Raw genomic sequence first — 24,687 nt, 5'->3', positions numbered from 1 at the left:
CCGTCTCTGTTTTTATGATATACAGGAACGGTCGTTTATTTTATTAATTATAAGGTAATAGTTTCCCAAAATATATAAGTATCTTTATTTTGTTTCAATCTCTTCCTTCATGTCTATATATTGTTTCTTATTGTCATAGAACTCGTACTGAAGGAATGATAATTTTTGGGAGGAAATCACATGAACTCCAAGTCCGTATTTCAATTGCCATTTGCGTTTCAGTGAGAAAACTCCTTGGTTTATGTATGCAGCAACATAAGGATGTACGTGCAGATAGAACGTTTTTACTCCGATCTTGTTTACTAAACAATCAATTTTGCTTTCCAGTTGATCAGTAAATAAAATACTTGACTTTATTTTTCCCTTACCAAAACATGTCGGGCATGTTTCTTCTACATTTACGTCCATGGCAGGGCGTACTCTTTGACGTGTGATCTGCATCAGTCCAAACTTACTTAAAGGCAGAATGTTGTGTTTGGCACGGTCTTTTTGCATGTTCTTGCACATTCTTTCATATAGGAGTTGTCTGTCCTCTGCAAGATTCATGTCAATAAAGTCAACTACAATAATTCCGCCCATATCTCTTAGTCTGAGTTGCCTTGCCAATTCATCTGCTGCACCAAGGTTGACGTCGAGTGCATTGGCTTCCTGTCCGTTATCTGAATGTGAGCGGTTACCGCTGTTTACATCTACAACATGCAGGGCTTCGGTATGTTCTATGATGAGATATGCACCATGTTTGTAATTAACTGTTTTTCCAAAGCTTGATTTAATCTGTTTGGTGATATTGAAATTGTCGAAAATAGGGACTGTTCCTGTGTACAGTTTTACTATTTTTGCTTTTTCTGGCGCAATGAGCGAAACATAATCCTTTACTTCATTGAATACAGTCTCATCATTTACATAAATATTTTCATATGTAGAATTAAACAGATCGCGTAAAAGTGCTACTGTTCGACCTGTTTCTTCAAATACAAGTTGTGGGCGCTTTTGTGTTTTTTGTATTTTTGTGATGGCGTCTTCCCATCTTTTAGTCAGAATTTTTAATTCTGCATCAAGTTCAGCTACGCGTTTACCTTCAGCTACAGTACGTACAATAACACCACAGTTCTTTGGCTTTATGCTATTGATGAGTTGTTTAAGACGAGCCCGCTCTTCTCCGCTTTTTATTTTGGCTGATACTGATACTTTATCCCCAAATGGGATAAGAACAAGATATCTTCCGGCAAAACTCAGTTCTCCTGTAAGACGAGGCCCTTTTGTAGATATTGGTTCTTTAACAATTTGTACCAGAACTTCCTGACCTTTGGTGAGTATGTTTTGTATGCTTCCATCTTTTTTAAGATCAGGAAGTCTTGTAGCTTTACTGAAGGGATATAATTTCTTTCTGTCGCTTTGTACTTGTTTGAGATATTTTTCGTAGGAATTAAATTGGCTACCTATGTCAAGATAATGGAGAAATGCGTCACGTTCAAAACCAACATCCACAAAACTGGCATTTAGCCCAGGCATCAGTTTCTTCACTTCTGCAATATAGATATTACCGACTGCATAAGAAACAGAACGTGGTTCGTTCTGATATTCTACAAGCCGTTTATCCTCGAGTAAAGCTATGGATATTTCTTTCTGCTGGACATCAATTACAAGTTCGCTGGTCATTTCTTCTTTATACTTAGCTTATAAATTGTATTTTACAAAACAACAAAAATGTAATATAAAACAAAAGGGCGTGTCAAAAATCCTGAGTGGATGCATTGACGCGCCCTCATCTGGAACAAACCGATAGAGCAATGTTCAGAAAACTTTATTTGCTCTTGTGTCTGTTCTTTCTCAATCTTTTTTTACGCTTATGCGTGGCCATCTTATGTCCTTTTTTCTTCTTTCCGTTTGGCATAGCTTTAATTTTTATTTATTTATATTTTGTTTGTAATGATGTTACATCGAGTTTATCAATTAGTTTCAACCTTTCATCTTATCAACAAAGCATTTTGCTGGCTTGAAACTCGGTAGGTCGTGTGCCTCAATAATCATAGTTGTTTTTTTCAGAATGTTTCTTGCAGTTTTAGCTGCTCTATGTTTGATAACAAAACTACCGAAGCCACGCAGATAAACATTCTCTTTTTTCTCCAAAAGGCTGTTTTTTATTGTTTCCATCAAGCTTTCAACTACTACGGCCACATCCTTTTTAGGAATACCGGTGCTAGTGGCAATCTTGTTGATAATATCTGCTTTTGTCATTTGTGTTTTTTTATGTGAATTTTTATTTCTCTTTCTTTTGAAGTGCAAAGATACTAGTTTTTTTGTGTCATGCAAAATATATTTTTGTTTTTTTTGACAACATATAATAATATTATAATAACCAATAGATTGTTTATCAATAGTTTATATTTTGACTTTGAAATTTAGTATTATTAAAAAGATGATTTTACGATGAAAAGACAGACATTTATTTTCTTTTTTCTTAACTTTGCATATTAGTATATTGGATATGTAATAAACCAGATGTTATGAAACAGACAAAGATTGTTGCCTCCATTAGTGATAGGCGTTGTTCTCAGGAATTTATTCGCAAATTGTTTTTTGCTGGCATGAATGTAGTCCGTATGAACACCGCACATGCCACACCGGACGGAATTAGGGAGATTGTACGGAATGTACGTGCTGTGTCACCACACATTGCGTTGATGATAGATACAAAAGGGCCTGAAGTTCGTACTACCGATGTAAAAGATCCTATACAATATAAAACAGGGGATGTTGTTAAGATTTTTGGACGTCCTGAGATGGATTCTACGCACGACATTATTAATGTAAGTTATGCGGACATCACAAAAGATGTGAAAGTTGGTGATGATATCCTGTTTGATGATGGTGAGATCGATATGAAAGTTATTGAGAATACTGGTCCAATGCTTGTTGCTCAGGTGCAGAATGACGGTGTACTTGGTGCACACAAGAGTGTGAATGTGCCGGGAGAACATATAAATTTACCAACGATAACAGAACGGGATTATAATAATATATTGTTGGCCATTGAGCTCGATATAGATTTTATTGCACATTCTTTTGTAAGATCAGCTAATGATGTTATAGCAATACAAAAGATCCTAGATGAACACAATAGTGATATAAAGATTATTTCAAAAATTGAGAATCAGGAAGGTGTTGACAATATCGATGAAATTATAGATGTTTCGTATGGGGTGATGATTGCACGTGGTGATTTGGGAATTGAAGTCCCTATTGAAAAGATTCCTGGTATACAGCGCCAGATTATAAATAAATGTGTGATGAAAAAGAAGCCTGTAATAGTAGCAACACAGATGCTTCATACAATGATAAATAATCCTCGTCCCACACGTGCAGAAGTAACAGATATAGCAAATGCAATATATTCTAACACGGATGCACTTATGCTTAGTGGTGAGACCGCAAGTGGTAAATATCCGTTAGAGGCAGTTAAAACCATGGCTGCTATTGCAGAACAGGCAGAGCGTGACCGTGTTAATGTTGAGGCATTCGAGGTTCCGATGAATGATAAATGTACTCAGCGTGAATTTCTTGCACATTCTGCTATAGATGCAACGCGCAAATTGGGAGTCGCTGGAATTATTACAGACAGTGAATCTGGAGAAACAGCACGTCATCTCGCAGCTTTTCGTGGTCCAACCCCAATTCTTGCAATCTGTTATAAAGAAAAAACACAAAGATGGCTTAATCTTAGTTTTGGTGTAACGCCAATATATCAAAAAAAGCACAAATCACCCGAATATATGTTTATTGCAGCATTAAGAATGCTACGTCAGAAAGGTTATATTACGATGGATGATAAGATTGCTTATATGAGTGGTAGTTTTGGCGAAAATGGTGGCACAACATTTCTTGAAATAAATAAGGTGGGGCAGGTTTTTGATAAGTCATATGAATTCCATCTTCCACAGCATGTAGATATTGATTGATATATGGTATTTATTTTATCATATAAATATAGTAAAGGATATGCAGATTTTGCATATCCTTTACTATTATACAAACCATTCAAATTTAAAATTAAGTTAAAATTGAAATTATTACAATGTTGTATTTGTTATTATGCTAATATATTTGTATCTTTGCATAAAAATAATATGTATATGCAAGATGTTGAAAAGTGAAGCATATGATAGATTGTTGCAGAATGGTATAAAGCCATCTATACAGAGGATTGAAATAATGCAGTATCTGTTGGAGCATAGAACTCATCCAACGGTAGATGATGTCTATAAAGGGCTCTGTAAAAAGATTCCAACGTTGAGTAGGACTACTGTGTATAATACTTTGCGATTATTATCAGATAATAATGCTGCTCAAATGATAACAATTGATGAGCATCGTGTTTGTTATGATGGTGAGATAAAGCCCCATGTGCATTTCTATTGTAAGCAATGCAAAACAATTGTTGATATTCAAGATAATTTGAATATAGACTGTAAAAAATATATTTGCGGTAACAGCATTGATTGTATACAATTATATTATAGGGGAGTATGTTCTAGTTGTTTAGAAAAAAATAAAAAATAAAATAATTGATTGCAATAACATAGTATATCATTTAATAACGTATTAAATTATGAAGAAAAAATTTATTTGCACAGTTTGTGGATATATTCACGAAGGTACAGAGGCTCCTGAAGTATGTCCTGTATGTAAAGCATCTAAGGCTAAGTTTAAAGAGATGGATGAATCCGATAATGCGGAATTTGCCACAGTCCATACGCTTGGTGCTGCTCGTAAAGAGGATGCTAATGAAGAGATGATTAAAGATCTTAACGCTCATTTCAATGGTGAATGTGGTGAGGTTGGTATGTATTTGGCCATGAGTCGTCAGGCTGATAGGGAAGGTTATCCGGAAATAGCAGAAGCGTTTAAGCGTTATGCATATGAAGAGGCTGAGCATGCAAGTAAGTTTGCGGAATTACTGGGTGATGTAGTAAAAGATACAAAGAGTAATCTTGAAGCACGTATTGCTGCAGAGCGTGGTGCATGTGAGGATAAATTCCGCATTGCAAAAAATGCAAAGGCAGCAGGTATGGATGCGACTCATGATACAGTTCATGAAATGGCAAAGGACGAAGCACGCCACTGTGCTGGATTTATGGGATTATATAAGAGATATTTTGAAAAATAATATATTATATAATTGAAAATAACTTGATAATGGTATGATTATCATACCATTATCAAGTTTATTATGAAAATATAATAAGGTATTTTTATTTTAATCCATGAAAAATTTTTGGTATTCGTTTTCAAAGTTTGGAGTGAATACACCTTTATTCATATTGTTTCTTATTTCTACTTTACTCCAAAAGCGTCCATTTGCTAGTTCATTTATGTTTGGTATAATTTCTTTCTTGTAAATAGTTGTGTGAACATATATGAGTTCGCGTTCACATGAGCTTTCAAAAATATAACTTCCTAATAGTTTAACGTCGAAATCATATAGTCCAAGCTCTTCTTTTGCTTCGCGTTTTAGAGCTGCTTCTACGTTCTCGCCAAGATCAATATGCCCTCCACATGCAGTGTCCCATTTACCAGGTTGGATATCTTTCCATATAGGACGTTTCTGCAGATAAATATTTCCGTTAATGTCAAAGACGTGTAGGTGTACTACTGGATGTAGTATCATTGATCCGCTGTGAGCTTCTTTTCGACTGACACTTCCTATTATATTTCCAGATTCATCAACAATAGGAAAAAGTTCTTTGGGATTATCCATTAATATTGTAATTTAAGTATTGTTGTATAGTGTTGCCTAAAACAAACACTTATATTATTGGGTTTATCTTTGAAAATACCGAACATGGCGCTTCCACTTCCACTCATTTGTGCATATATGGCTCCATGTTCATACAGACTGTTTTTTATCTTTTGTAGTTCTGGATATTCTTTGAATGCCTGTTCCTCAAAATCATTTATCAATTCATGTTTCCATGTTTCTAATGGTTGTTTTATTATCTCCTTACAGCATTTTTGTGGATGATGTGGATTGATATGAGCATATGCGTTTTTGGTTGATATTGCAATGGAGGGTTTTACAATAGCCACATAGTAATTGGAGAGTATCGATTTTATGTTTACGGGGGTTAGAGAATCCCCAATACCTGTTGCAAATACAGGAGTTGATTCAATGAAAAATGCACAGTCTGCGCCAAGTCTGGCAGCATATTTTTTTAGTTCCTGATTTGTAATGTTCAGTTCAAACATTTTATTAAGCGCTTTCAGCATATATGCTGCGTCACTGGAACCTCCCCCCATGCCAGCTTGAGATGGAATATTCTTAAATAAATGTACGTGTATGCGTGGTATATTATATTCTGATGCAATTAGATTATATGCTTTGATTACAATATTATCATTGTCTTCACATTCAATTTTATTTCCTGTAATCTTTATGTCGCAGGCTGTTTCTGAAGGGAAACGCTCATCCATTAAATTTATTTCCAAAACATCATATAATGGGATTGGTATGAATACAGTTTCCAGATTATGGTATCCGTCATGACGTTTATTTATAATATTTAACCCTAAGTTTAATTTGGCGCATGGTAATGTCAGCATAATAATTTTTTATTAGAAAATAATGGTTGGGCAAATTTTGCCCAACCATTATTTCGTTGTTTTTTATTTATTTGATTTTATCTTATCTACATAAGCGTCAATAACCGCTATGGCTGTTACATTTACGATGTCACGTACAGAGCTTTCAAAATCTGTAAAGTGTATAGGTTTATTCAAGCCCATTTGTATTGGTCCGATTATTTCTGCGTCTGGATCAAGAGCCTGGAGGAGTTTGTAGCTTCCATTGGCACTACTCATATTAGGGAAAACAAGAGTGTTTACATCAAGACCTTTTAGTCTTGTAAATGGATACTTATCATCCCTTAACTCTTTATTTAATGCAAAGTTAACTTGCATTTCGCCATCAATAACCATATCAGGATACCTTTGTTGGAGTTCTGCAACGGCATTATGGACTTTCTGCGGACTACCGATATCATCAGTTCCAAAGTTAGAATAGCTGATCATAGCAATATGTGGTTCTTCGTTGAAGAATCTCACTGTATGTGCAGAAAGTCTTGCGATATCAATGAGTACATTTTCGTCAGGATGACGGTTGATCAGTGTGTCTGCAATATAATATGTTCCTTTCTTTGTGTTGAGTATGTGCATGGTTCCGAAGGTATTATATTCCGGGCGTATACCGATTACTTCTTTTGCAACCTTTATTGTGTTTGAGTATTTTGTATACAATCCTGTGATAAATGCATCAGCTTCCCCTGTTTCCACCATCATCATACCGAAATAGTTCCGCTCATACATCTTGTCATAGGCTTCTTGGAATGTATATCCTTGACGTGCACGTTTCTCTGCCAGATGTTTTGCGAATGTAGCGCGTCGTCCTTGTTCTTGGTCTGCGCGCATGTCGATGAGCTGTATTCCTGTTAGATCCAACTTCAACCGTTGGGCAAGTCTGTTCAATCTGTCTGGATTTCCCAAAAGAATCGGTATGCATATACCTTCTGCTTTTGCCTGTACGGCAGCTTTCATCATAGTTGGATGTGCTCCTTCTGCAAATACAACACGTTGTGGGTGCATGCGGGCTGTATCATGCAGATTGCGTGTAAGTTTGGTTTCTTGTCCAAGCAACTGCATAAGGCTCTTTTTATATGCATCCCAGTCTGTTATCGTATGGCGGGCCACTCCGCTTTCTATTGCACTTTTTGCAACAGCGGCGCTAACTTCAGTAATAAGACGGGGATCAACCGGTTTCGGTATAAAATATTTTGGTCCAAATGTGAGATCATTCACATGATAGACTTCATTCACAACGTCTGGTACTGGTTGCTTGGCAAGATCGGCAATGGCATTCACTGCAGCCAATTTCATCTCCTCATTTATGGCTTTGGCATGTACGTCAAGAGCTCCACGGAAAATGTAGGGGAATCCTATGACATTATTTATCTGATTTGGATAATCGCTTCGTCCTGTTGACATAAGCACGTCAGGGCGACTGGCCATAGCTTCCTCATAGCTGATTTCTGGAACAGGATTTGCAAGCGCAAATACAATAGGGTTGTCATTCATCGAGCGTATCATGTCCTGTGTAAGGATATTTCCTTTTGATAATCCGACGAAAACATCTGCATTTTTGATTGCTTCTTCCAAGGTATGAATGTTTGTCTGGCTTGTTGCAAACATTTGTTTCTGTGGAGTGAGATTTTCTCTGTCCTTTGTTATAACGCCCTTAGAATCGACCATGATGATATTTTCTATTTTTGCTCCAAGTGCAACGTACAGTTTTGTGCAGCTGATGGCTGCAGCTCCGGCTCCATTTACAACAATTTTCACATTGGATATATCTTTGCCGGCAACCTCTAGTGCATTTTTCAGGCCTGCTGCGGATATAATAGCGGTTCCGTGCTGATCATCGTGCATAACAGGAATGTCAAGAGTTTTCTTTAATCTCTCTTCTATATAAAAACATTCCGGTGCCTTTATGTCTTCAAGATTAATACCTCCAAAAGTCGGTGCAATTTTTTCAACGGCTTCACAGAATTTCTCCGGATCTTTTTCATCTATCTCAATATCAAAAACATCAATACCTCCGTATATTTTAAACAGAAGTCCTTTACCTTCCATAACAGGTTTTCCGCTCATAGCTCCAATGTCTCCAAGGCCAAGTACGGCTGTACCGTTAGAGATTACAGCCACAAGATTGCCTTTATCTGTGTATTTATAAACATCATTCGGATTTTTTTGTATTTCAATACACGGATAGGCAACACCTGGTGAATAAGCAAGACTGAGGTCTGTTTGTGTATGATATGGTTTTGTTGGTTTTACTTCAATTTTGCCCGGACGTCCATTCTTGTGATAATCCAGTGCACTTTCTTTTGTTATTTTTACCATATATTATATATTTGTTGATTTTTATGTGTATATATAAACGCAAAGTTAATAAAAAACTATTAAAGCAATTTCAGTTTCACATTTTTTTTATAACTTTGTCACAAAACTAATATGTATGTATAAAAACAGTTCCCAGACAAACTACAGACAACAGTTGCGTGAAAAGATTCTGCAAACATCAATGGCTGAGTTTATGAGTAAGGGCATCAGAGCGGTTAAGATGGATGATATTGCCGCATCTTTGGGTATATCCAAGCGTACGTTGTATGAGATATATTCTAACAAAGAGGAACTTTTGCTTGAGGGTGTCAAGTTTCAAGAGGAACAATATGATGCCCATATGATGTCTTTTGAAAAAGATCCTTCTAATAATGTTATTGATATAATAATAGAATTTTACAATAAGCAGATACAGTGGTTGTCTGGTATAAATCCTCTTTATTTTTCTGACATACAGAAATACAGTCAGGTGGTATCTTATTTTGAAACCCGAGATTCTGAACGTAAAAAGGACAAGATGTCTTTTTATAGGCGTGGAATAAAAGAAGGTGTATTCCGTGATGATGTGGATTATGATGTATTGTCGCGCATATTGAATGCTTCTATAGAATATGTGAAGCGCACACAAATGTATAAAGAATACGATTTGGCACGTATTCTCAACAATATAATTTTATTGTTTATACGTGGTGTGTGTACTTATGACGGAATTAAGCAGTTTGATGCCTTGCTTAGTTCACGTTCATAAGCGCACTGCGCTTTTTACTCCTTTTATAGCCCTCAGCTTTTTTAATAGTGATTCTAGCCTTGATGTATCATCAATTTGAATTACTATATTACCGCTAAATAATCCATCATTGCTGTCTATGTTTATTGACCGCATTACTATTTTTTCTTCTTTTGAGATAATGCTTGTGATGTTGTTAACAATGCCAATATCGTCATTTCCTATAATTCTCAGAGTAATATTATATTGGGAAGTTCCTTTCCCACTCCAACGTGCTTTTACAATTCTATAGCCAAACCGTTTTCTCAATTCAGGAGCATTGGGGCAGTTTTCACAATGTACCTTTATTCCGCCGTTTATTGTTACAAATCCGAATATGGGATCTCCATATATAGGGTGGCAACATTTTGCAAGAGTATAATCAATGCCTTTTAGATTTCTGTCTATAACAAGCACATCTTCGTGTGCATGGATCATATCATCGTCATGGTTTTCATAATTGAATTCTTCAGCAGATCGTGTTATACCGGGTCCGTTTAAATTCAAATCATGATTTCTGACTTCAATATATGTTTCTATCACCTCGTTAACGTCAAGTTTCTCATCTGTTAATTGTTTATAGAAATCGGACGTCTCTTTAAAGCCTAGCTTTTTAATCATATGAGCCATTGTGCTTTCGTCCATCTCTATTTTCCTATTCTTGAGTTTTCTGGCGATCATTTCCTTTGCATATAAGCCTTCTTTTACCTGCGTCTCTCTCAGTGCAAGCTTTATCTTGGCTTTAGCTCTGCTTGTCTTGACAATGTTGATCCAGTCGCGTTTGGGCTTCTGGTTGTTCTGTGTGATGATTTCCACCTGGTCACCAGAATGCAGAATCTCCCTTATGGAAACATTCTTGTCGTTTATTCTTGCCCCGACGCATTTGTTACCGATACCGGAATGTATATGGTATGCGAAATCAAGTACGGTCGCTCCTTTTGGAAATTTGAACAGATCGCCTTTGGGAGTGAAAACAAAAACCTCGTCTTCATATAAGTCCATTTTGAACTGATCCATCAACTGCATATCATCGTTCGTTTCAAGCGCGCTGCGTATATTGTTAAGCCATTCGTCAAGTCCAGTTTCACCTTTGATACCTTTGTATCTCCAATGTGCAGCAAGACCACGCTCTGCAATTTCGTCCATTCTTTCTGTACGAATCTGCACTTCTACCCATTTGTTTTCTGGTCCAAGTACGGTTATATGTAGACTTTCATATCCGTTGGATTTGGGCACAGAAAGCCAGTCGCGTAATCTTTTGGGGTTTGGCATGTACATATCGGTGATTAATGAATATGTTTGCCAGCAAAGCATTTTCTCTTTTTCTATAGGTGAGTCAATAATTATACGAATTGCAAACAGATCATATATACCTTCGAATGCGCATTTCTGTTTTTTCATCTTTTGCCATATGGAATGGATACTTTTTGTGCGTCCTTTCACATGACATTTTATTCCCATTTTATGCAGTTGTTCTTCTATTGGCTGAATGAATCTCTCAATGTATGCATCACGGGATTTTTTTGTGGCGTTAAGTTTTTCTTTGATGGCATAGTATGCATCGTGTTCAAGATATTTCAGACTAAGGTCCTCAAGTTCGCTTTTTAGTTTATACAATCCCAGTTTGTGGGCGAGTGGGGCATAAAGATAGCTGGCTTCTTCGGATACTTTACGTTTTGCTTCCTCATTGTCTGTGTCTCTTATCTGACGCATCAGACTGACTCTGTCTGCGATCATTATAAGAATGACGCGCATGTCTTCTGCAAATGAAAGAAGGAGGCTTTTGAAATTCTCGCTTTCTATAACAGGATTCTTACTGTAAAGATTTTGGATTCTTACAAGACCATGTATTATCTGTGCAACACCTTTGCCGAATATTTTTTCTATTCGCTCTGTTACACTATCGTCATTAGTGACAATATTATACAGCAATATAGATAGTACGCAGTCACGTTTCATGCCTATTTCCTGCACTTCAACTTCTGCAGTCTGAAAACTTAATAATATTGGGTTCAGCCCAAAGACATCTCTTTCAATTTTGTTTTCTTTTACTGCAGTTTCTATTATTTGTCTCAAATTTTGCTCGTCGTCAGGCATGAGAGAATCTCCCAAAGTATCACGTAAATATCTTATGATACGTACAAACTCTCTTTTTTCTTCTTTTGTGGATCTTAATATTCCTGCCATAACTATGTTTATCTATATTAAGTTTGGTCACAAAGTTACAAAAAATACCTTTAACGTTTCGCATTTATGAAAAAAGTAACTAAATTTGTAACGAATATACAACAATTTACATAAACTCAATAATATGTTATCTCAACAAGACCTAAAGCAAATATCCTTAAGAGGAATCACTGAAGAGCAAGTAGAACACCAGCTTGACGAAATAAAAAAAGGTTTCCCATTTCTTAAGATTGAAGCTGCCGCTTCCGTAGGCAAAGGTATAATGTCGCCGACAGAAGACGAGATGCATAAATATCTTTCCATATGGGATACTTATCTTAACGGTAGCCATAAGATTGTGAAGTTTGTGCCGGCAAGCGGTGCGGCTAGTCGCATGTTTAAGAATCTGTATGCATTTCTGGATGCAGACTATGATAAGCCTACAACAGAATTTGAAAAGGAGTTTTTTGAAAATATAAAGAAATTTGCCTTTAAAAAGGAGTTGTGCAATACATGTAAGGTTAATACAGGAAAGTGTGTTACCTGTTTGGTTGATAATGGCGAATATAAGGAAATCGTGGCAAACCTACTTGAAGATAAGGGGCTGAATTACGGACGTCTTCCTAAAGGGTTACTGCTCTTCCATAATTATGAGGAGGGCCCCCGTACACCAATGGAAGAACATCTGGTTGAGGCTGCTTTATACGCCAAATCAGAAGGAAAGGCAAATGTTCATTTTACGGTTTCACATGATCATCTTGAGTTTTTCAAGCAGAAAGTATCGGAGAAGGCTGATTTATATGCGGAAAAGTTCGGTGTGGAATACAATATCAGTTTTTCAGAACAGAAGGCCAATACCGACACGATTGCGGCAAATCCGGACAATACTGCGTTCAGGAACGAAGACGGTTCCTTGTTGTTCCGGCCTGGAGGACATGGAGCTTTGATAGAAAATCTCAATGACATTGATGCTGATGTTATATTCATAAAGAATATTGATAATGTTGTTCCTGACAGATTCAAAGATGATACGGTGAAATATAAGAAGTTGCTTGCCGGAATTCTTATTGATCTACAGGCACGTGCTTTTGCTTATCTTAATTTGCTCGACACAGGCAACTACACTCATGCTCAACTTGAGGAGATAATACGCTTTGTGCAGCGTGATTTGTGTTGCAGACGTACAGATATCAAGGAACTTGAGGATGCAGATTTGGTTATATATTTACGCAATAAGTTGAACCGACCAATGAGAGTCTGTGGAATGGTGAAGAATGTTGGCGAACCGGGAGGTGGTCCGTTCCTTTGTTATAATCATGATGGAACTGTAAGTCTGCAGATTCTTGAGTCGAGTCAGATTGATAAGAGCAACGAGGAATATGTGCGTATGTTCAAAGAAGGCACCCACTTCAATCCAGTTGATCTTGTATGCGCAACAAAAGATTACAAAGGAAGACCATTCCATCTTCCGGATTTCGTTGACAAGTCAACAGGTTTTATCAGTTCAAAAAGCAAGAATGGAAAAGAACTCAAGGCACTCGAACTTCCTGGTTTATGGAACGGAGCAATGAGCGATTGGAATACGGTGTTCGTGGAAGTTCCGATATCAACATTTAATCCTGTTAAGACTGTCAATGATTTGTTGAGAGAGCAACATCAGTAATTATTTTATAATAATAATATATTGCATATCAATTATATAATCCCCAAAAGTTGAACTGATACTTTTGGGGATTTATATTCTTTATAGATATACATTCGCAATTTTTCGGATGGGTATTTATAGAATAATGATATTGGTATTATGTGATGGTGTATGAAAAAAGTATGACTGTCATAGTTGTTTGTGGGATTACGATGATCCGTTTAGAACGGAAGTCCTACTGCAAAGTGGAATGAAACGTCGCGTCTGAAATTAGGATCTATTATTGGATAATGTTCTTTCTTTGTTGTATATGCAGGATTGATGGCTTTGACCCCCATATCGAATCTCAATATGAAATAATCAAGATTCAAGCGTATTCCGAGACCATATGACACAGCAATCTGCTTATAGAACTCATCAATTTTGAATTGACCGCCGGGTTGTTCTGCATATGAACGTAGGGTCCATATATTACCTGCATCTATGAAGAATGCGCCGTTGAATTTCCAGAACAAAGCCGTGCGGTATTCCAGATTGAAGTCCAGTTTCATATCTCCAGTCTGGTTTATAAAATCGATACGTCCGTCTGTTCCCTTGAATCTACCAGGTCCGAGTTCTCGGACATTCCAACCTCGTACAGAATTAGCACCTCCAGAGAAATATCTTTTTTCAAAAGGTAGTATTTTGCTATTGCCATAGGGATAGGCGATACCGATGTCAAAATGCATGGCCAGTGAGTTGCGCCAGTCAAATGTGAACAATCTGGTATAATCAAAGTCTGCTTTTATGTACTGTGCGAATGCTATATTGCATAAAGTATATTGCCCTTGGCTGTTTTTGTCAAATCTAGAAATGTTTGATATCAGGCTCAGAAGATTTCCTGCTGTTTCAATGTTTGCTTTTATGGCATGCACTCCATTATTGTAAGTCATACCGAATCCCATCTTCATTATAAAAAGATCTTCATAATTATATTTTAGTATTGCGTTTCTGTTGGAATCATCATCAAGATAATCTTCCTTGAACTTTTCTGAAATCCACGGCATATAAACATAGTTCAAATCTATGAGATCAAAACGATAAGTAGAGTTTTGCTTAGGGGCATTCCAATGGTATCTCCATGCAGCAGTAAAGACTCTGCGATGGAACTCCGGCCGGTTTTGCAGATTATAGCTCATTGTAAGTTCGGAGTGAGCATTGCTGTTTCTTCTGAAGTTTTCGGAAAGAAAAGGAGCGATGAATCTTGGAAACATAAGGCGTCCTTCTATATTGTACTCCTCATAGTCCTCTGCCTGATATCCTTCCAATCCGGTGATGGCCTCGAATGCAGCACGCAACTGTATGCTTAACAGTTCGCTTCCGTGAAAAAGATTGCGGTTCTCATACGTAAGTGAAGCTGCAGCTCCGAGATCACCTGCGGTATTTGTTCCTTCTGGTTGGAAGGAAATCGTGTTCGGTTTGTTTGTACTTAATTGTATGTTGCAGTTCAGCAGTGATGTATCAGGCAATTCTTCAAACTGTATGTTTGTATATTTTACAGCTTGGAGTCTTGCAAAGTTGTTGTAGGTTCTCTGAAGATCATGTTCGCAGAAAGGTGATCCTTCTTTTATGGCTAAATTATCATCGAGTACACTACGTCTTAGTTTTATTCTGTTACCGTCATCCCCAGTGAAATTCACTTTGTTAATGTAATAACGGTTGTGATTTTTTTCTGGACTTTTGCTGTCTGCTCTATATTTAATCAGTTTTAATTTGATGTCAATTGAGTCGTTGCTTCTAGTGGAATCAGCTTCGTAAATTATGTAGTCTTTATTAAATTTGTAGTATCCACTGTCAGATAATATGTTTGTTATTCTTTTACGTTCGTTCTCTAGATTGTTGATGGAGAATATCATACCACTTTTCAGTCCGTGATTTTCCGCATTATCCATATTGAGTATTTGGGCAATATTTTTGTCGTGGATATCATACTCAATGTTTCCAATGAAATAAGGCTTCCCTGGATGTAGCTTGTAGATAGCTTTTATTTTCTTATCCTTTGCCGTTGTGGTTAAAGATGCATCTGCACGCAGATAGCCCATGTTCTGCATTGCTGCGCGTAGATTATTACGTGACATGTCTGCTTTTAATGTATCAAACAGAACGGGGCTCTCGCCAAGTCTTCTTAATACCTTGTTTATCCATTTTGTGGAGTCACGACCAGACAGATTGTATGTGCCAAGAGGAATTTCGAATAATGAAAACCATTTTGTGTTTGCCTTTTGACTTATGTATTGTTCCATTTGTGAGGGATCAACAATCTTGTTGTCTGTTTCGATTTTGACCTCGGTAAGAAGGTGTTCACCATCTGGTACGAACTTGGTTGTGGAACAGGATGTACACATGAATATTGTAACTGCACTGATGACAAGCAGAATGCGTACATGAGGATGTATGTGTAGAGATGATATGTGTTTAATTATATTCAATATGCTTTAATTTATTTGCAAAGTTACGAAATAATTGATTAATATTGCTATCTTTGCATTAAGATATAGTAGATGCCATCCTTTTAAAGTCCGGTTCCGATATATGAATGACTGGAACCTGCATTGGGGCCATGGACAGGCATATGTTTGCTCTTATAGAAAATAATGATAAGTAAAGGCAGAATAAAATATATAAAATCACTTGAACTCAAGAAAAACCGTAATCGTGAAAAGGCTTTTGTTGCAGAAGGACCAAAAGTTGTGAGTGATTTGCTCGATTGTATGCCGGCCAGAATAATTGTTGCGACAAAAGAATGGCTGGAAAATAATTTGTCACGTTATAACAAAAGCGAAAGTGAGGTTATTGAAGTTAGTGACGAAGAACTTCGTAAGGTGAGTTTCCTTCAACATCCTCAGCAGGTATTGGCTGTATTTCCGAAAATAGAAAATATTGTAATTCCGGAAGAGTTGAATAACGATTTGGTTTTAGCTTTGGATGATGTACAGGATCCAGGGAATCTTGGTACTATAATACGTATTGCAGACTGGTTTGGTATAACAAAAATTATATGTAGTCAGGGTACTGCTGATGTTTATAATCCGAAGGTTGTGCAGGCTACAATGGGAAGCATATCAAGAGTGTGTGTTGTATATACGGATCTGTTAGAATTTATTGATAAGTTGCCTTCGGACATGCCTGTATATGGAACATTTCTAGATGGTGACAATATATACGAAAAGAGGCTTACGGAATGTGGACTCATCGTGATGGGTAACGAAGGTAATGGAATTTCGCATAAGTTAAGGGAAATGATAAGTAATAAATTGCTTATACCTAACTTTCCACAAGATAGAGCTACTACAGATAGTCTTAATGTTGCGGTTGCAACAGCTATAATATGTTCAGAATTTAGAAGAAAAACAAGTTATATTCAGCTATGATAGAGAAATTTTTATACAAAGATCGCAGTTATTCGAGTTGTATATACTCAGCTTATGAACTGATGTTTACCAATTTTGCAACAATTTTCCGCAAAACATGGCTGGCTGCTTTTGTTTATTCTACGATCATGAGTTTGTCTGTTTTTTTTGATTCATGGTCATGGATGCAGTTAGTTTTCTTGGTGCCCATGGTATTTTCAATAAGTTGGCTTGGAGCTGCTGTTATGTCTCTATTGAATGATAAATCCCTCAAGCATAATTATATCTATACTTTGCAAACAGTCTTATTAATGACTGTAATGATGTTGCTGGTTTCAGTGATTATAATTATGTTGGGTACTGCAATACTGTTATTATTAGGTACTAACAAGTCGCCAGAGAGTTTGAATACAACATATTTCATATTTATGGTATTTTTTATAGTGCTTGCACTGATTGCCATTATTCCGTTGATTTATTCGGTGATGAAATATCTTGTTGAATCTAAAGCAAGGGTATGGTCAATTTTGGGAGAGGCCTATCGTAACGGATGGCGTCACTGGGGATTTATCATGTTGGTATTTATACTATGTGCCATAATGATATCGGTGCTTTATGTTGTTATAGGTTTGCCGCGTGTTGTAATGTATCTTGCAGTACAGAACAATGCTTATGGCCTTACAATTGGTGATCCGAGTGGTCTCCCGAAATATTTTGGAATGCTGAATTATATTGTAGGTGTTGTGATTACATTCTTCGTCTGCTATATTAATGTGTGGATGTTTTTTGTAATGTATTATGTATATGGACGTATTGAAACCAGAATAAAAACAAAACAGAAAAGCCTTGATTTGAATGAAACTGCAAAGACTACTGTTTATCGATCGTGATGGCACATTGATAGAAGAACCTGCAGATGAGCAGATTGATTCTTTTGACAAACTGAGGTTTGTCAAAGGAGTCTTGAGAAATCTTTCGTTTATATGTAATAAGCTTGATTTCAGACTGGTTATGGTTAGTAATCAGGACGGCTTGGGAACAGATTCTTTTCCGGAAGAAACTTTTTGGCCTGTACATAACTTTGTTTTGAGAACATTGGAAGGAGAGGGGATTGTATTTGATGACCAACTTATTGACAGACACTTTCCGGAAGACAATTCTCCGATGCGGAAGCCGGGAATAGGAATGTTGATGGAATATATTAATAATCCGGAGTATGATTTAGCCAATAGTTATGTAATAGGAGATCGTGATACAGACAGACAGTTGGCGGAGAATCTGGGATGTAAAGCTCTAATATTGGGCCATGATGGTGTTACATGGGATAAAATTGCAGAGATCTTATTTGCCGGTGAAAGAATAGCTGAGTTTAGTCGTAAGACAAATGAGACAGATATTTACGTAAAATTGAATATTGACGGAACCGGTAAATGCGATATCTCAACAGGTTTGGGATTCTTCGACCATATGCTTGAGCAAATTGGAAGACACGGCATGATGGATCTGACAGTACATACAGATGGTGATCTGAATGTAGATGAACATCATACGATAGAAGATACAGCAATTGCCATTGGGGAATGTCTTGCGAATGCATTAGGTGACAAACGTGGTATAGAAAGGTATGGTTATTGTCTGCCAATGGATGATTGCACGTGTCTTGTTACTTTAGATTTCGGAGGTCGGCCGTGGATTAATTGGCACGTTGATTTTCATCGTGAAAAAATCGGTGATGTTCCTACAGAGATGTTTTTCCATTTCTTCAAAAGTCTCAGTGACTCCGCTAGGATGAATCTTGATATCAGGGCAGAAGGGGAGAATGAACATCACAAAATAGAAGGTGTATTCAAGGCTATGGCTAGAGCAATAAGAATGGCTGTTCATCGTGATATATTTCACTATGAACTGCCCAGCACCAAAGGAATGTTATAGAATAATGATGAATACAGAAATATAAAACAGCATACCGATTTGATAGGTATGCTGTTTTGGGCCGTATATAAATTTGGTGTCTATTTGTTTGCATGGGATGAGGATGGATATTCCGGATAGTTATGAACTGTGAAGCTCATATGCTTATGTAAAATAAATTTATGTTGTCACAATTTTATAAATTCTTATTGCAATAAGGATGCATGCTTATTGTATGTATTCTCACGCAGTGTGAAGAAATGTTAAGAGAATCATCGGGAGGCCTGTTCCGGCCATACAGCCATGTCGTATATCCTGTCTCATGATTCCGGATGATCTGTCCTGCATTCTGTTTACGCCTGTTTCGGCCTCCGTTTATGCCCATATCAGGGTGGGATATTGTGCGTTTGAGCCCATGAAACGGACTGTATCGGATGCTCAAATGGTGCCTTTTACATGGCAGGAAAATGTTGTCGGGTGTAAGCTTTTGATAGTCAACGCTTTGCTAAATCCGTCATTTCTCTCGTATTTGCGTCCAAAGAGAGTCTGATAGCAAATACGCACTTATTTTTGGGGGTAGAATTGAAAACTAAAACGAAAAATTCATTGGATGCAGAAAATATGTAAATGGGCCGGATTGCTCATCTCATGCAGAAATAACCGATGCCTATAAGGGATTGGTGCCGTGGATTCTCGGCAACCAATCCCTTCAGAATTTCGTCCAATCCTTGTTTCTTTATTTATTCCTTATGTTTTCTTTTATCAGGCCATGCCTATATGCATAGAGGAGCTTCTCAAGATCGCATATTTGCTTGTTCAGTTCAATTCCAATATCCGTATCTGCTACCAACATACGATGGGATGACATTTCAACAATCTGTGTGGTGCTTTTGATATCCGTGCACTGTTGTATTGCATCTGTTGTGCTTGTGAACGGTTCATGTTGTACAAGCTGAAAGCCTCGGCTATGATATATCAGCGTGTATCCGGCAATACCGGTTTCTTTGTGATAGGCTTGTGCAAATCCACCATCAATAACCATGAGTTTTCCATTAGCTTTTATCGGTGTCTCACCGCTTCTTACATGTACTGGCACATGGCCGTTTATGATATGTCGATTGTTTCCTTTTATATTGAAAGCATCCATTATGCTGTCAACAATTTCTTCATTATCACGATACTTGAAGTAATTTCCTTTTTCTTCATAATGTGTTTCTTTCTCTTCGATGAAGTATCTTTCGAATGTTGCCATTTTTGATTTGTCGAAAAGTGGGCTGTTTGGGCCACACCAAAGGTAAAGGAAATAATCTGTGGCATATGCTTTGTCTTCAGGCAGAGAATCTTCTTGGAATGCAGTTCTAATCATCATTCCGATATTATTGAACAGATCACGGCCGGAGAATTTGTATCCGGGTTTTATCTCGACCTGCTTTAGGGTACCATCGTCATTGAGAGGAATGGAAGCATGGAACAGAAGATTATTATTATATACAGAATACATGCAGCCGTGCTGTAGCAGAAGACGTATATGTTTATGTAGTTTTTCGCTGACTTGAAAAGAATGGCAAAGTTTCTCCATCAGTGAAGCTTCGTCATCAGTAAGCTTATATGGACATGACGGGTCTATTGTCGGGAAACTGTTACTTCTTAATTTATACTCTCTATCATCTATATTTATGGTTCCTTTTTTATAATCAATATTTGAAAGAAGGATTCTGTCTGTCATGTTCCATTCTGTATGACGCTGATATATGGCTGCTTCCTCCTTAAACTGTATTATGGTTATGGCTTTATGCATCAGAGCTGTAAGACGTTGTGATTTTTCATCAATGTCTTTTGCGTCTCCATATAGTAGTTTTGGTATAAATTCTTTGCATGGATCATCTTTATATGTATCCATTGCAAATGTGGCTAATGGAAGCAGATTTATTCCGTAACCATCTTCCAAGGTTGCCATGTTTGCGTAACGTAGTGATAGTCTGATGACATTACAGATGCATGCTTTGTTTCCGGCAAGTGCTCCCATCCAAAGAACATCATGATTGCCCCATTGTATGTCCCAGCTATGATAGGCTGAGAGATTGTCCATAATGATATGGGCTCCTGGGCCTCGGTCATAAATATCGCCAAGTATATGTAATTGGTCTATGGCTAACCTTTGTATGACGTTAGATATTGCAATTATAAAGTCGTCAGCCCGTCCTGTTGATATAATTGTATCAATGATTACGTTTACGTATGCAGCCTTGTCTGCATCGTCTGTACGTTCATGTAGTAATTCCTGAATAATATAGCTGAAGTCTGCAGGTAGGGCTTTGCGTACTTTTGAGCGTGTGTATTTGCTTGATACAAGACGGCATATAGAAACAAGCTGGTGTATAGTTATATGATACCAGTCATTTATATCTCTTTCTGATGCTTTTATAAGTTCAAGTTTCTGATCAGGATAATATATTAAGGTGCACAATTCGCGCTTGTCTGATTCACGCATTGTGTTTCCAAAAATTTCATTTACCTTACGTTGTATATTTCCTGATGCGTTTTTTAATACATGAAGGAATGCTTCATGTTCACCATGTATGTCCGCAAGAAAGTGTTCCGTACCTTTGGGGAGATGAAGTATGGCTTGCAGGTTGATAATTTCAGTACTTGCTTCTGAAATATTTGGAAATGACTGTGATAGCAATTGCAAATATTTCATATCATATGAGTGCATATATTTTTTTGCTTCCATATTATTCAAAATTCTTTTATTCTGTCGGCTATTATATCAGATAGTTTATCGTTTGAACTTTCTATTGGCATAAAGCCTTCAGTGAGTTCGGACTTCTCATTCATCACGTATAACAATGAAGAAATAAAATCATATATTTCTAATTTTTTTATTAGTTTTTTCATTTCATCTTCGTCATATTGTTTAGATTTCAGCATATTTGACGTTTCTGTAAGAATTTGTTTTGGAATATATCCTTTATGCAAGAGATACTTGATATATAAAAATCTTGAACATATTATGGATATTTCATCATTGGGAGTGTATATTGTATGTATTTTATTTTTTATAATTTCTTTTTTATCAGTATCATGATTATTTATAATGGTTTTGTATGTTTTAATCATTTGGGCTATTATCTCATTTGTATTAATAGTGTTTGAGATAATTGGATTGGGGATGACATATATGTTGGAACTAGGTGATATTACCTGTATCTTTTCTTTTTCTAGAGGTCCACATACTTGTATCGCAGATACTTTTGAGATAATATTTCTCATTATGTATGTTTGATAATGTTGTTTTTTTTTAGAAAAAACATTAAGCCCATTGTTACATGTAAATATCACAGGTATTTCATGATGAATAATTTTATTTATCTGCCTTATAGTGTGTATACTCCAATCTCCGCATATATGAATGATGTCTGGGAATTGGTTGACAATCTCAACGTTGTCATATTTACAGATACTTTTTTTTAGCAATGTAATAAAATGAACATTGGTATTATCAGTAGTATTACACACATTTGCTACAAGATATTGTATTCTCATATTTTATGAGTTATAAAGTCATTCTTGTTGGAACTCCAATATCTGAAGAGGAAACTTAAATCATGGGATAAGAGCGATATTTCATATGGTATGACACGTATCCATGCTATTTTTTCTCCATATTGTTTGAATGCTTTTTTTGCAATAATTGTTCGTAGTATGCAAGTTAGTATAAGTGTAAATGCAGAAACGAATACAAGAAGATAATCCTTACTAATAATTGAAGTAATTAATATTGCTATAGAAGCTATATAATTAATAAACATCATAAGGAGATCAACAATATAGCAGGCCTGATAGGATAATTTTCTATGAAGTATGTTATTCATATAATATAAGGCTATATTGTTATTATTCCATTCCTTTTTTGTTGGTTTCTTTTCTCTAATAAAGGCATTTGGAGATATTTCTATTGCAGTATTTCCCTTTTGGGCATATTTGTTAATTATAAAGTCAAATTCGCCATGTGTAAGTTGAAGGTTGTCACGATAGCCATCACCTTCTATAAAAAGAGTTTTTCGGAAAGCTATGTTGGAGCTTCCGGAACGGTATGCAGTATTATGTTGAGCTTTGTATAATAAATATAATGAGGTCCTAAGGCGCAAGAAACGATAATAAGCATTTGTTTCTTGTTCATAATTTGCATATCCGATAACAAGAGATGTCTTGTTATTAAAATGTTGAGAGAGTGTAGATAGCCAATTTTGTGAAACAGTATCTGTTGATTTTATTATAGTTATCCATTCATTATGAGCAGCTTTAACACCTAATGAAATTGCAAGTTTCTGCCTACTCATAAATAAGGTTTTGGAAGGTATGAATGTTACGTGTATACGTTTGTCATCATGAAAATTATTTAGTACAGTTTCTGCACAAATGTCTCCTTTTTCTATAATTACGATTATTTCAAAATCTTCCTGATTGTAATTCTGCCCAAGAACCGCAGAGATACAACTCTGCAGTTCTTGAGTATAATCATATGCTAACAATAGAACAGATATTTTGACTGTCGTATTGTTGTTATTGCCATTATTATTGTCTTTTATTTCACTACTTCTTATTTTTCTGAAAAACGGATTCAGAAGAGGGGTAATCAGTGAAAACAAAATTAATAATGTGCTTGTTATTATAGAAAAGGTATCAATAATCATAATTCTTCTGTTATATAACCTTTAGGAAGTTCTCTACAATTGTATTGGCTTGCCATGACTTCACCATATGCTCCTGCTGAACGTATTGCTATAATATCTCCTCGATGACATTTATTGATTTCTACAGATTTAGCAAACACATCACTTGATTCACATATTGGTCCAACGACATCGTAGACTTCGGTTTCTTGACTACTGCTGATATTTTCTATTTTATGATATGCGTGATATAGTGCAGGTCTGATTAGGTCTGTCATTCCTGCATCTACAATTGCAAATTTCTTAAAGGATCCTTCCTTAACATATAGTAGACGTGTAATAAGCGTACCACATTGTCCTACGACAGATCGTCCTAATTCAAAATGGACTTTCTGTCCAGTACGTAACCGTAAATGTTTGGCATATGTGGAAAAATATTCGGCAAAGTTTGGTATTGGTTCTTCGTCAGGATGTTCATAATTAATGCCAAGACCTCCTCCGACATTTATATTCTTCAATATTATTCCGAGTTGTTCTAATTTATCTTGAATATCATTGACTCTGTTGCATAATGCTTTAAAATCAGACATATCAAGAATCTGTGAACCAATGTGAAAATGTAATCCTATAATGGATATGTTTTTTAATCTCTTGGCTTTTTCTATTATGGCCTCAAGATCATCCATCGCTATGCCAAACTTGTTTTCCGCAAGCCCGGTTGTAATATTTGCATGGGTATGAGCTCCGATGTTGGGATTTATACGAAATGCGATATTTGCTATTTTATTATGTTTTGATGCTAAGTTATTAATAACTTCTAGTTCTGCAAGACTTTCTACATTAAAACAAGAAATATCATTATCCAATCCTAGGTTTATTTCCCAATCGCTCTTACCAACACCTGCATAAACAATTTTTGAAACCGGGAAGCCTGCATCAATAGCTGCTTGGATTTCTCCACCACTTACACAATCTGCACCAAATCCATATTGGCTGATTATTTTGAGTATCTTAGGATTTGAATTAGCCTTTATTGCATAATGCAAACAGTAGTTATTATATTTATTTCTTTCTTTATCTATTATGTTTAGTGTATTACGCAATAATCCACTGTCATAATAATAAAATGGTGTTTTAATATTATGAATTTTATTAATAGGAAAATTGGTATTCATTTTATTA

General features: G+C 36.3%; 19 protein-coding genes. 8 read left to right on the top strand and 11 right to left on the bottom strand.

Annotated elements, in window-relative coordinates:
• Positions 1–84 precede the first annotated feature (84 nt).
• The gene (locus WKT13_RS10000) at positions 85–1,659 is read right to left on the bottom strand and encodes an Rne/Rng family ribonuclease (RefSeq protein ID WP_340323762.1); all 1,575 of its coding nucleotides are present in this window, start codon (positions 1,657–1,659) and stop codon (positions 85–87) included.
• A gap of 300 nt (positions 1,660–1,959) precedes the next feature.
• Complete coding sequence (locus tag WKT13_RS09995; protein ID WP_298620903.1) at positions 1,960–2,286, bottom strand: HU family DNA-binding protein; 327 nt, start codon at positions 2,284–2,286, stop codon at positions 1,960–1,962.
• Between the two features lie 221 nt (positions 2,287–2,507).
• Between WKT13_RS09995 and pyk the strand changes: the two genes are divergently transcribed.
• The 3 genes from pyk (at position 2,508) to WKT13_RS09980 (ending at position 5,167) form a co-directional block, all read left to right on the top strand.
• A complete protein-coding gene (pyk, locus tag WKT13_RS09990) occupies positions 2,508–3,959 on the top strand; it encodes a pyruvate kinase (protein ID WP_340323761.1) in 1,452 nt (483 codons plus the stop codon).
• A gap of 181 nt (positions 3,960–4,140) precedes the next feature.
• Positions 4,141–4,560 (top strand): Fur family transcriptional regulator, encoded by a 420-nt coding sequence (locus tag WKT13_RS09985; protein ID WP_298620707.1) that lies wholly within the window; start codon positions 4,141–4,143, stop codon positions 4,558–4,560.
• A gap of 49 nt (positions 4,561–4,609) precedes the next feature.
• Positions 4,610–5,167 carry an NADH peroxidase gene (locus tag WKT13_RS09980; protein WP_340323760.1) on the top strand — a complete coding sequence of 186 codons (558 nt, stop codon included), beginning with the start codon at positions 4,610–4,612 and terminating at the stop codon, positions 5,165–5,167.
• Positions 5,168–5,257: 90 nt separating this feature from the next.
• Here the strand turns inward: WKT13_RS09980 and WKT13_RS09975 are convergent, their stop codons facing one another.
• The 3 genes from WKT13_RS09975 to WKT13_RS09965 form a co-directional block, all read right to left on the bottom strand.
• Positions 5,258–5,758: an NUDIX hydrolase gene (locus tag WKT13_RS09975; protein WP_445323597.1), complete on the bottom strand. Its 501-nt coding sequence runs from the start codon at positions 5,756–5,758 to the stop codon at positions 5,258–5,260.
• Positions 5,758–6,600, bottom strand: coding sequence for a 4-(cytidine 5'-diphospho)-2-C-methyl-D-erythritol kinase (ispE, locus tag WKT13_RS09970; RefSeq protein ID WP_340323759.1), 843 nt, complete (start codon positions 6,598–6,600; stop codon positions 5,758–5,760). The genes WKT13_RS09975 and ispE overlap by 1 nt, the downstream gene beginning before the upstream one ends.
• Before the next feature lie 63 nt (positions 6,601–6,663).
• On the bottom strand, positions 6,664–8,952 hold the full coding sequence (locus tag WKT13_RS09965) for an NADP-dependent malic enzyme (protein WP_340323758.1): 2,289 nt from the start codon (positions 8,950–8,952) through the stop codon (positions 6,664–6,666).
• A gap of 115 nt (positions 8,953–9,067) precedes the next feature.
• Here WKT13_RS09965 and WKT13_RS09960 point away from each other — a divergent pair, with 115 nt between their 5' ends.
• Positions 9,068–9,700: a TetR/AcrR family transcriptional regulator gene (locus WKT13_RS09960; RefSeq protein ID WP_298620715.1), complete on the top strand. Its 633-nt coding sequence runs from the start codon at positions 9,068–9,070 to the stop codon at positions 9,698–9,700.
• On the opposite strand, the gene WKT13_RS09955 is transcribed toward WKT13_RS09960, so the two are convergent.
• Positions 9,695–11,905: a RelA/SpoT family protein gene (locus WKT13_RS09955; protein WP_340323757.1), complete on the bottom strand. Its 2,211-nt coding sequence runs from the start codon at positions 11,903–11,905 to the stop codon at positions 9,695–9,697. The two genes, WKT13_RS09960 and WKT13_RS09955, sit on opposite strands and share 6 nt — an antisense overlap.
• 124 nt (positions 11,906–12,029) lie before the next feature.
• On the opposite strand from WKT13_RS09955, the gene WKT13_RS09950 reads away from it, so the two are divergent.
• The gene (locus tag WKT13_RS09950) at positions 12,030–13,547 is read left to right on the top strand and encodes a DUF4301 family protein (protein WP_340323756.1); all 1,518 of its coding nucleotides are present in this window, start codon (positions 12,030–12,032) and stop codon (positions 13,545–13,547) included.
• A gap of 203 nt (positions 13,548–13,750) precedes the next feature.
• On the opposite strand, the gene tamL is transcribed toward WKT13_RS09950, so the two are convergent.
• Positions 13,751–15,913, bottom strand: coding sequence for a translocation and assembly module lipoprotein TamL (gene tamL, locus WKT13_RS09945; protein ID WP_340323807.1), 2,163 nt, complete (start codon positions 15,911–15,913; stop codon positions 13,751–13,753).
• 249 nt (positions 15,914–16,162) lie between these two features.
• Here tamL and WKT13_RS09940 point away from each other — a divergent pair, with 249 nt between their 5' ends.
• Genes WKT13_RS09940 through hisB form a run of 3 tightly spaced genes read left to right on the top strand, consistent with a single transcriptional unit; the run spans position 16,163 to position 18,850 of the window.
• Positions 16,163–16,939: a TrmH family RNA methyltransferase gene (locus tag WKT13_RS09940; protein ID WP_340323755.1), complete on the top strand. Its 777-nt coding sequence runs from the start codon at positions 16,163–16,165 to the stop codon at positions 16,937–16,939.
• Complete coding sequence (locus WKT13_RS09935; RefSeq protein ID WP_340323754.1) at positions 16,936–17,808, top strand: hypothetical protein; 873 nt, start codon at positions 16,936–16,938, stop codon at positions 17,806–17,808. Before WKT13_RS09940 ends, WKT13_RS09935 begins: the two co-directional genes overlap by 4 nt.
• Positions 17,774–18,850, top strand: a complete 1,077-nt coding sequence (gene hisB / locus WKT13_RS09930) for a bifunctional histidinol-phosphatase/imidazoleglycerol-phosphate dehydratase HisB (RefSeq protein ID WP_340323753.1) — start codon at positions 17,774–17,776, stop codon at positions 18,848–18,850. The genes WKT13_RS09935 and hisB overlap by 35 nt, the downstream gene beginning before the upstream one ends.
• 715 nt (positions 18,851–19,565) lie before the next feature.
• Here the strand turns inward: hisB and WKT13_RS09925 are convergent.
• From WKT13_RS09925 to lysA, 4 genes are read right to left on the bottom strand one after another with little or no spacing between them, the layout of a single operon-like run.
• Entirely contained in the window at positions 19,566–21,563 is a 1,998-nt protein-coding gene (locus WKT13_RS09925; RefSeq protein WP_340323752.1) for a fructose-1,6-bisphosphatase, read from the bottom strand.
• 5 nt (positions 21,564–21,568) lie between these two features.
• Positions 21,569–22,375, bottom strand: coding sequence for a hypothetical protein (locus tag WKT13_RS09920; protein WP_340323751.1), 807 nt, complete (start codon positions 22,373–22,375; stop codon positions 21,569–21,571).
• Positions 22,372–23,526, bottom strand: a complete 1,155-nt coding sequence (locus WKT13_RS09915; protein ID WP_340323750.1) for a glycosyltransferase — start codon at positions 23,524–23,526, stop codon at positions 22,372–22,374. The genes WKT13_RS09920 and WKT13_RS09915 overlap by 4 nt, the downstream gene beginning before the upstream one ends.
• Positions 23,523–24,680, bottom strand: a complete 1,158-nt coding sequence (gene lysA / locus WKT13_RS09910) for a diaminopimelate decarboxylase (RefSeq protein ID WP_340323749.1) — start codon at positions 24,678–24,680, stop codon at positions 23,523–23,525. The genes WKT13_RS09915 and lysA overlap by 4 nt, the downstream gene beginning before the upstream one ends.
• Between the last annotated feature and the right edge of the window lie 7 nt (positions 24,681–24,687).

The sequence above is a fragment of the Prevotella sp. HCN-7019 genome, assembly GCF_037890215.1.
GTDB lineage: Bacteria > Bacteroidota > Bacteroidia > Bacteroidales > Bacteroidaceae > Prevotella.
Note: the sequence above shows the minus strand (reverse complement) of the source record. Positions and strands in the feature narration are given on the sequence as shown.

Coding starts and splice junctions, on each gene's coding strand:
- WKT13_RS09925 (WP_340323752.1), bottom strand. CDS start 21,563: ATGGAAGCAAAAAAATATATGCACTCATATGATATGAAATATTTGCAA.
- WKT13_RS09940 (WP_340323755.1), top strand. CDS start 16,163: ATGATAAGTAAAGGCAGAATAAAATATATAAAATCACTTGAACTCAAG.
- hisB (WP_340323753.1), top strand. CDS start 17,774: ATGAAACTGCAAAGACTACTGTTTATCGATCGTGATGGCACATTGATA.
- tamL (WP_340323807.1), bottom strand. CDS start 15,913: ATGTGTACATCCTGTTCCACAACCAAGTTCGTACCAGATGGTGAACAC.
- WKT13_RS09975 (WP_445323597.1), bottom strand. CDS start 5,758: ATGGATAATCCCAAAGAACTTTTTCCTATTGTTGATGAATCTGGAAAT.
- WKT13_RS09920 (WP_340323751.1), bottom strand. CDS start 22,375: ATGAGAATACAATATCTTGTAGCAAATGTGTGTAATACTACTGATAAT.
- WKT13_RS09950 (WP_340323756.1), top strand. CDS start 12,030: ATGTTATCTCAACAAGACCTAAAGCAAATATCCTTAAGAGGAATCACT.
- WKT13_RS09980 (WP_340323760.1), top strand. CDS start 4,610: ATGAAGAAAAAATTTATTTGCACAGTTTGTGGATATATTCACGAAGGT.
- WKT13_RS10000 (WP_340323762.1), bottom strand. CDS start 1,659: ATGACCAGCGAACTTGTAATTGATGTCCAGCAGAAAGAAATATCCATA.
- WKT13_RS09955 (WP_340323757.1), bottom strand. CDS start 11,905: ATGGCAGGAATATTAAGATCCACAAAAGAAGAAAAAAGAGAGTTTGTA.
- ispE (WP_340323759.1), bottom strand. CDS start 6,600: ATGCTGACATTACCATGCGCCAAATTAAACTTAGGGTTAAATATTATA.
- lysA (WP_340323749.1), bottom strand. CDS start 24,680: ATGAATACCAATTTTCCTATTAATAAAATTCATAATATTAAAACACCA.
- WKT13_RS09915 (WP_340323750.1), bottom strand. CDS start 23,526: ATGATTATTGATACCTTTTCTATAATAACAAGCACATTATTAATTTTG.
- WKT13_RS09985 (WP_298620707.1), top strand. CDS start 4,141: ATGTTGAAAAGTGAAGCATATGATAGATTGTTGCAGAATGGTATAAAG.
- WKT13_RS09960 (WP_298620715.1), top strand. CDS start 9,068: ATGTATAAAAACAGTTCCCAGACAAACTACAGACAACAGTTGCGTGAA.
- WKT13_RS09935 (WP_340323754.1), top strand. CDS start 16,936: ATGATAGAGAAATTTTTATACAAAGATCGCAGTTATTCGAGTTGTATA.
- pyk (WP_340323761.1), top strand. CDS start 2,508: ATGAAACAGACAAAGATTGTTGCCTCCATTAGTGATAGGCGTTGTTCT.
- WKT13_RS09965 (WP_340323758.1), bottom strand. CDS start 8,952: ATGGTAAAAATAACAAAAGAAAGTGCACTGGATTATCACAAGAATGGA.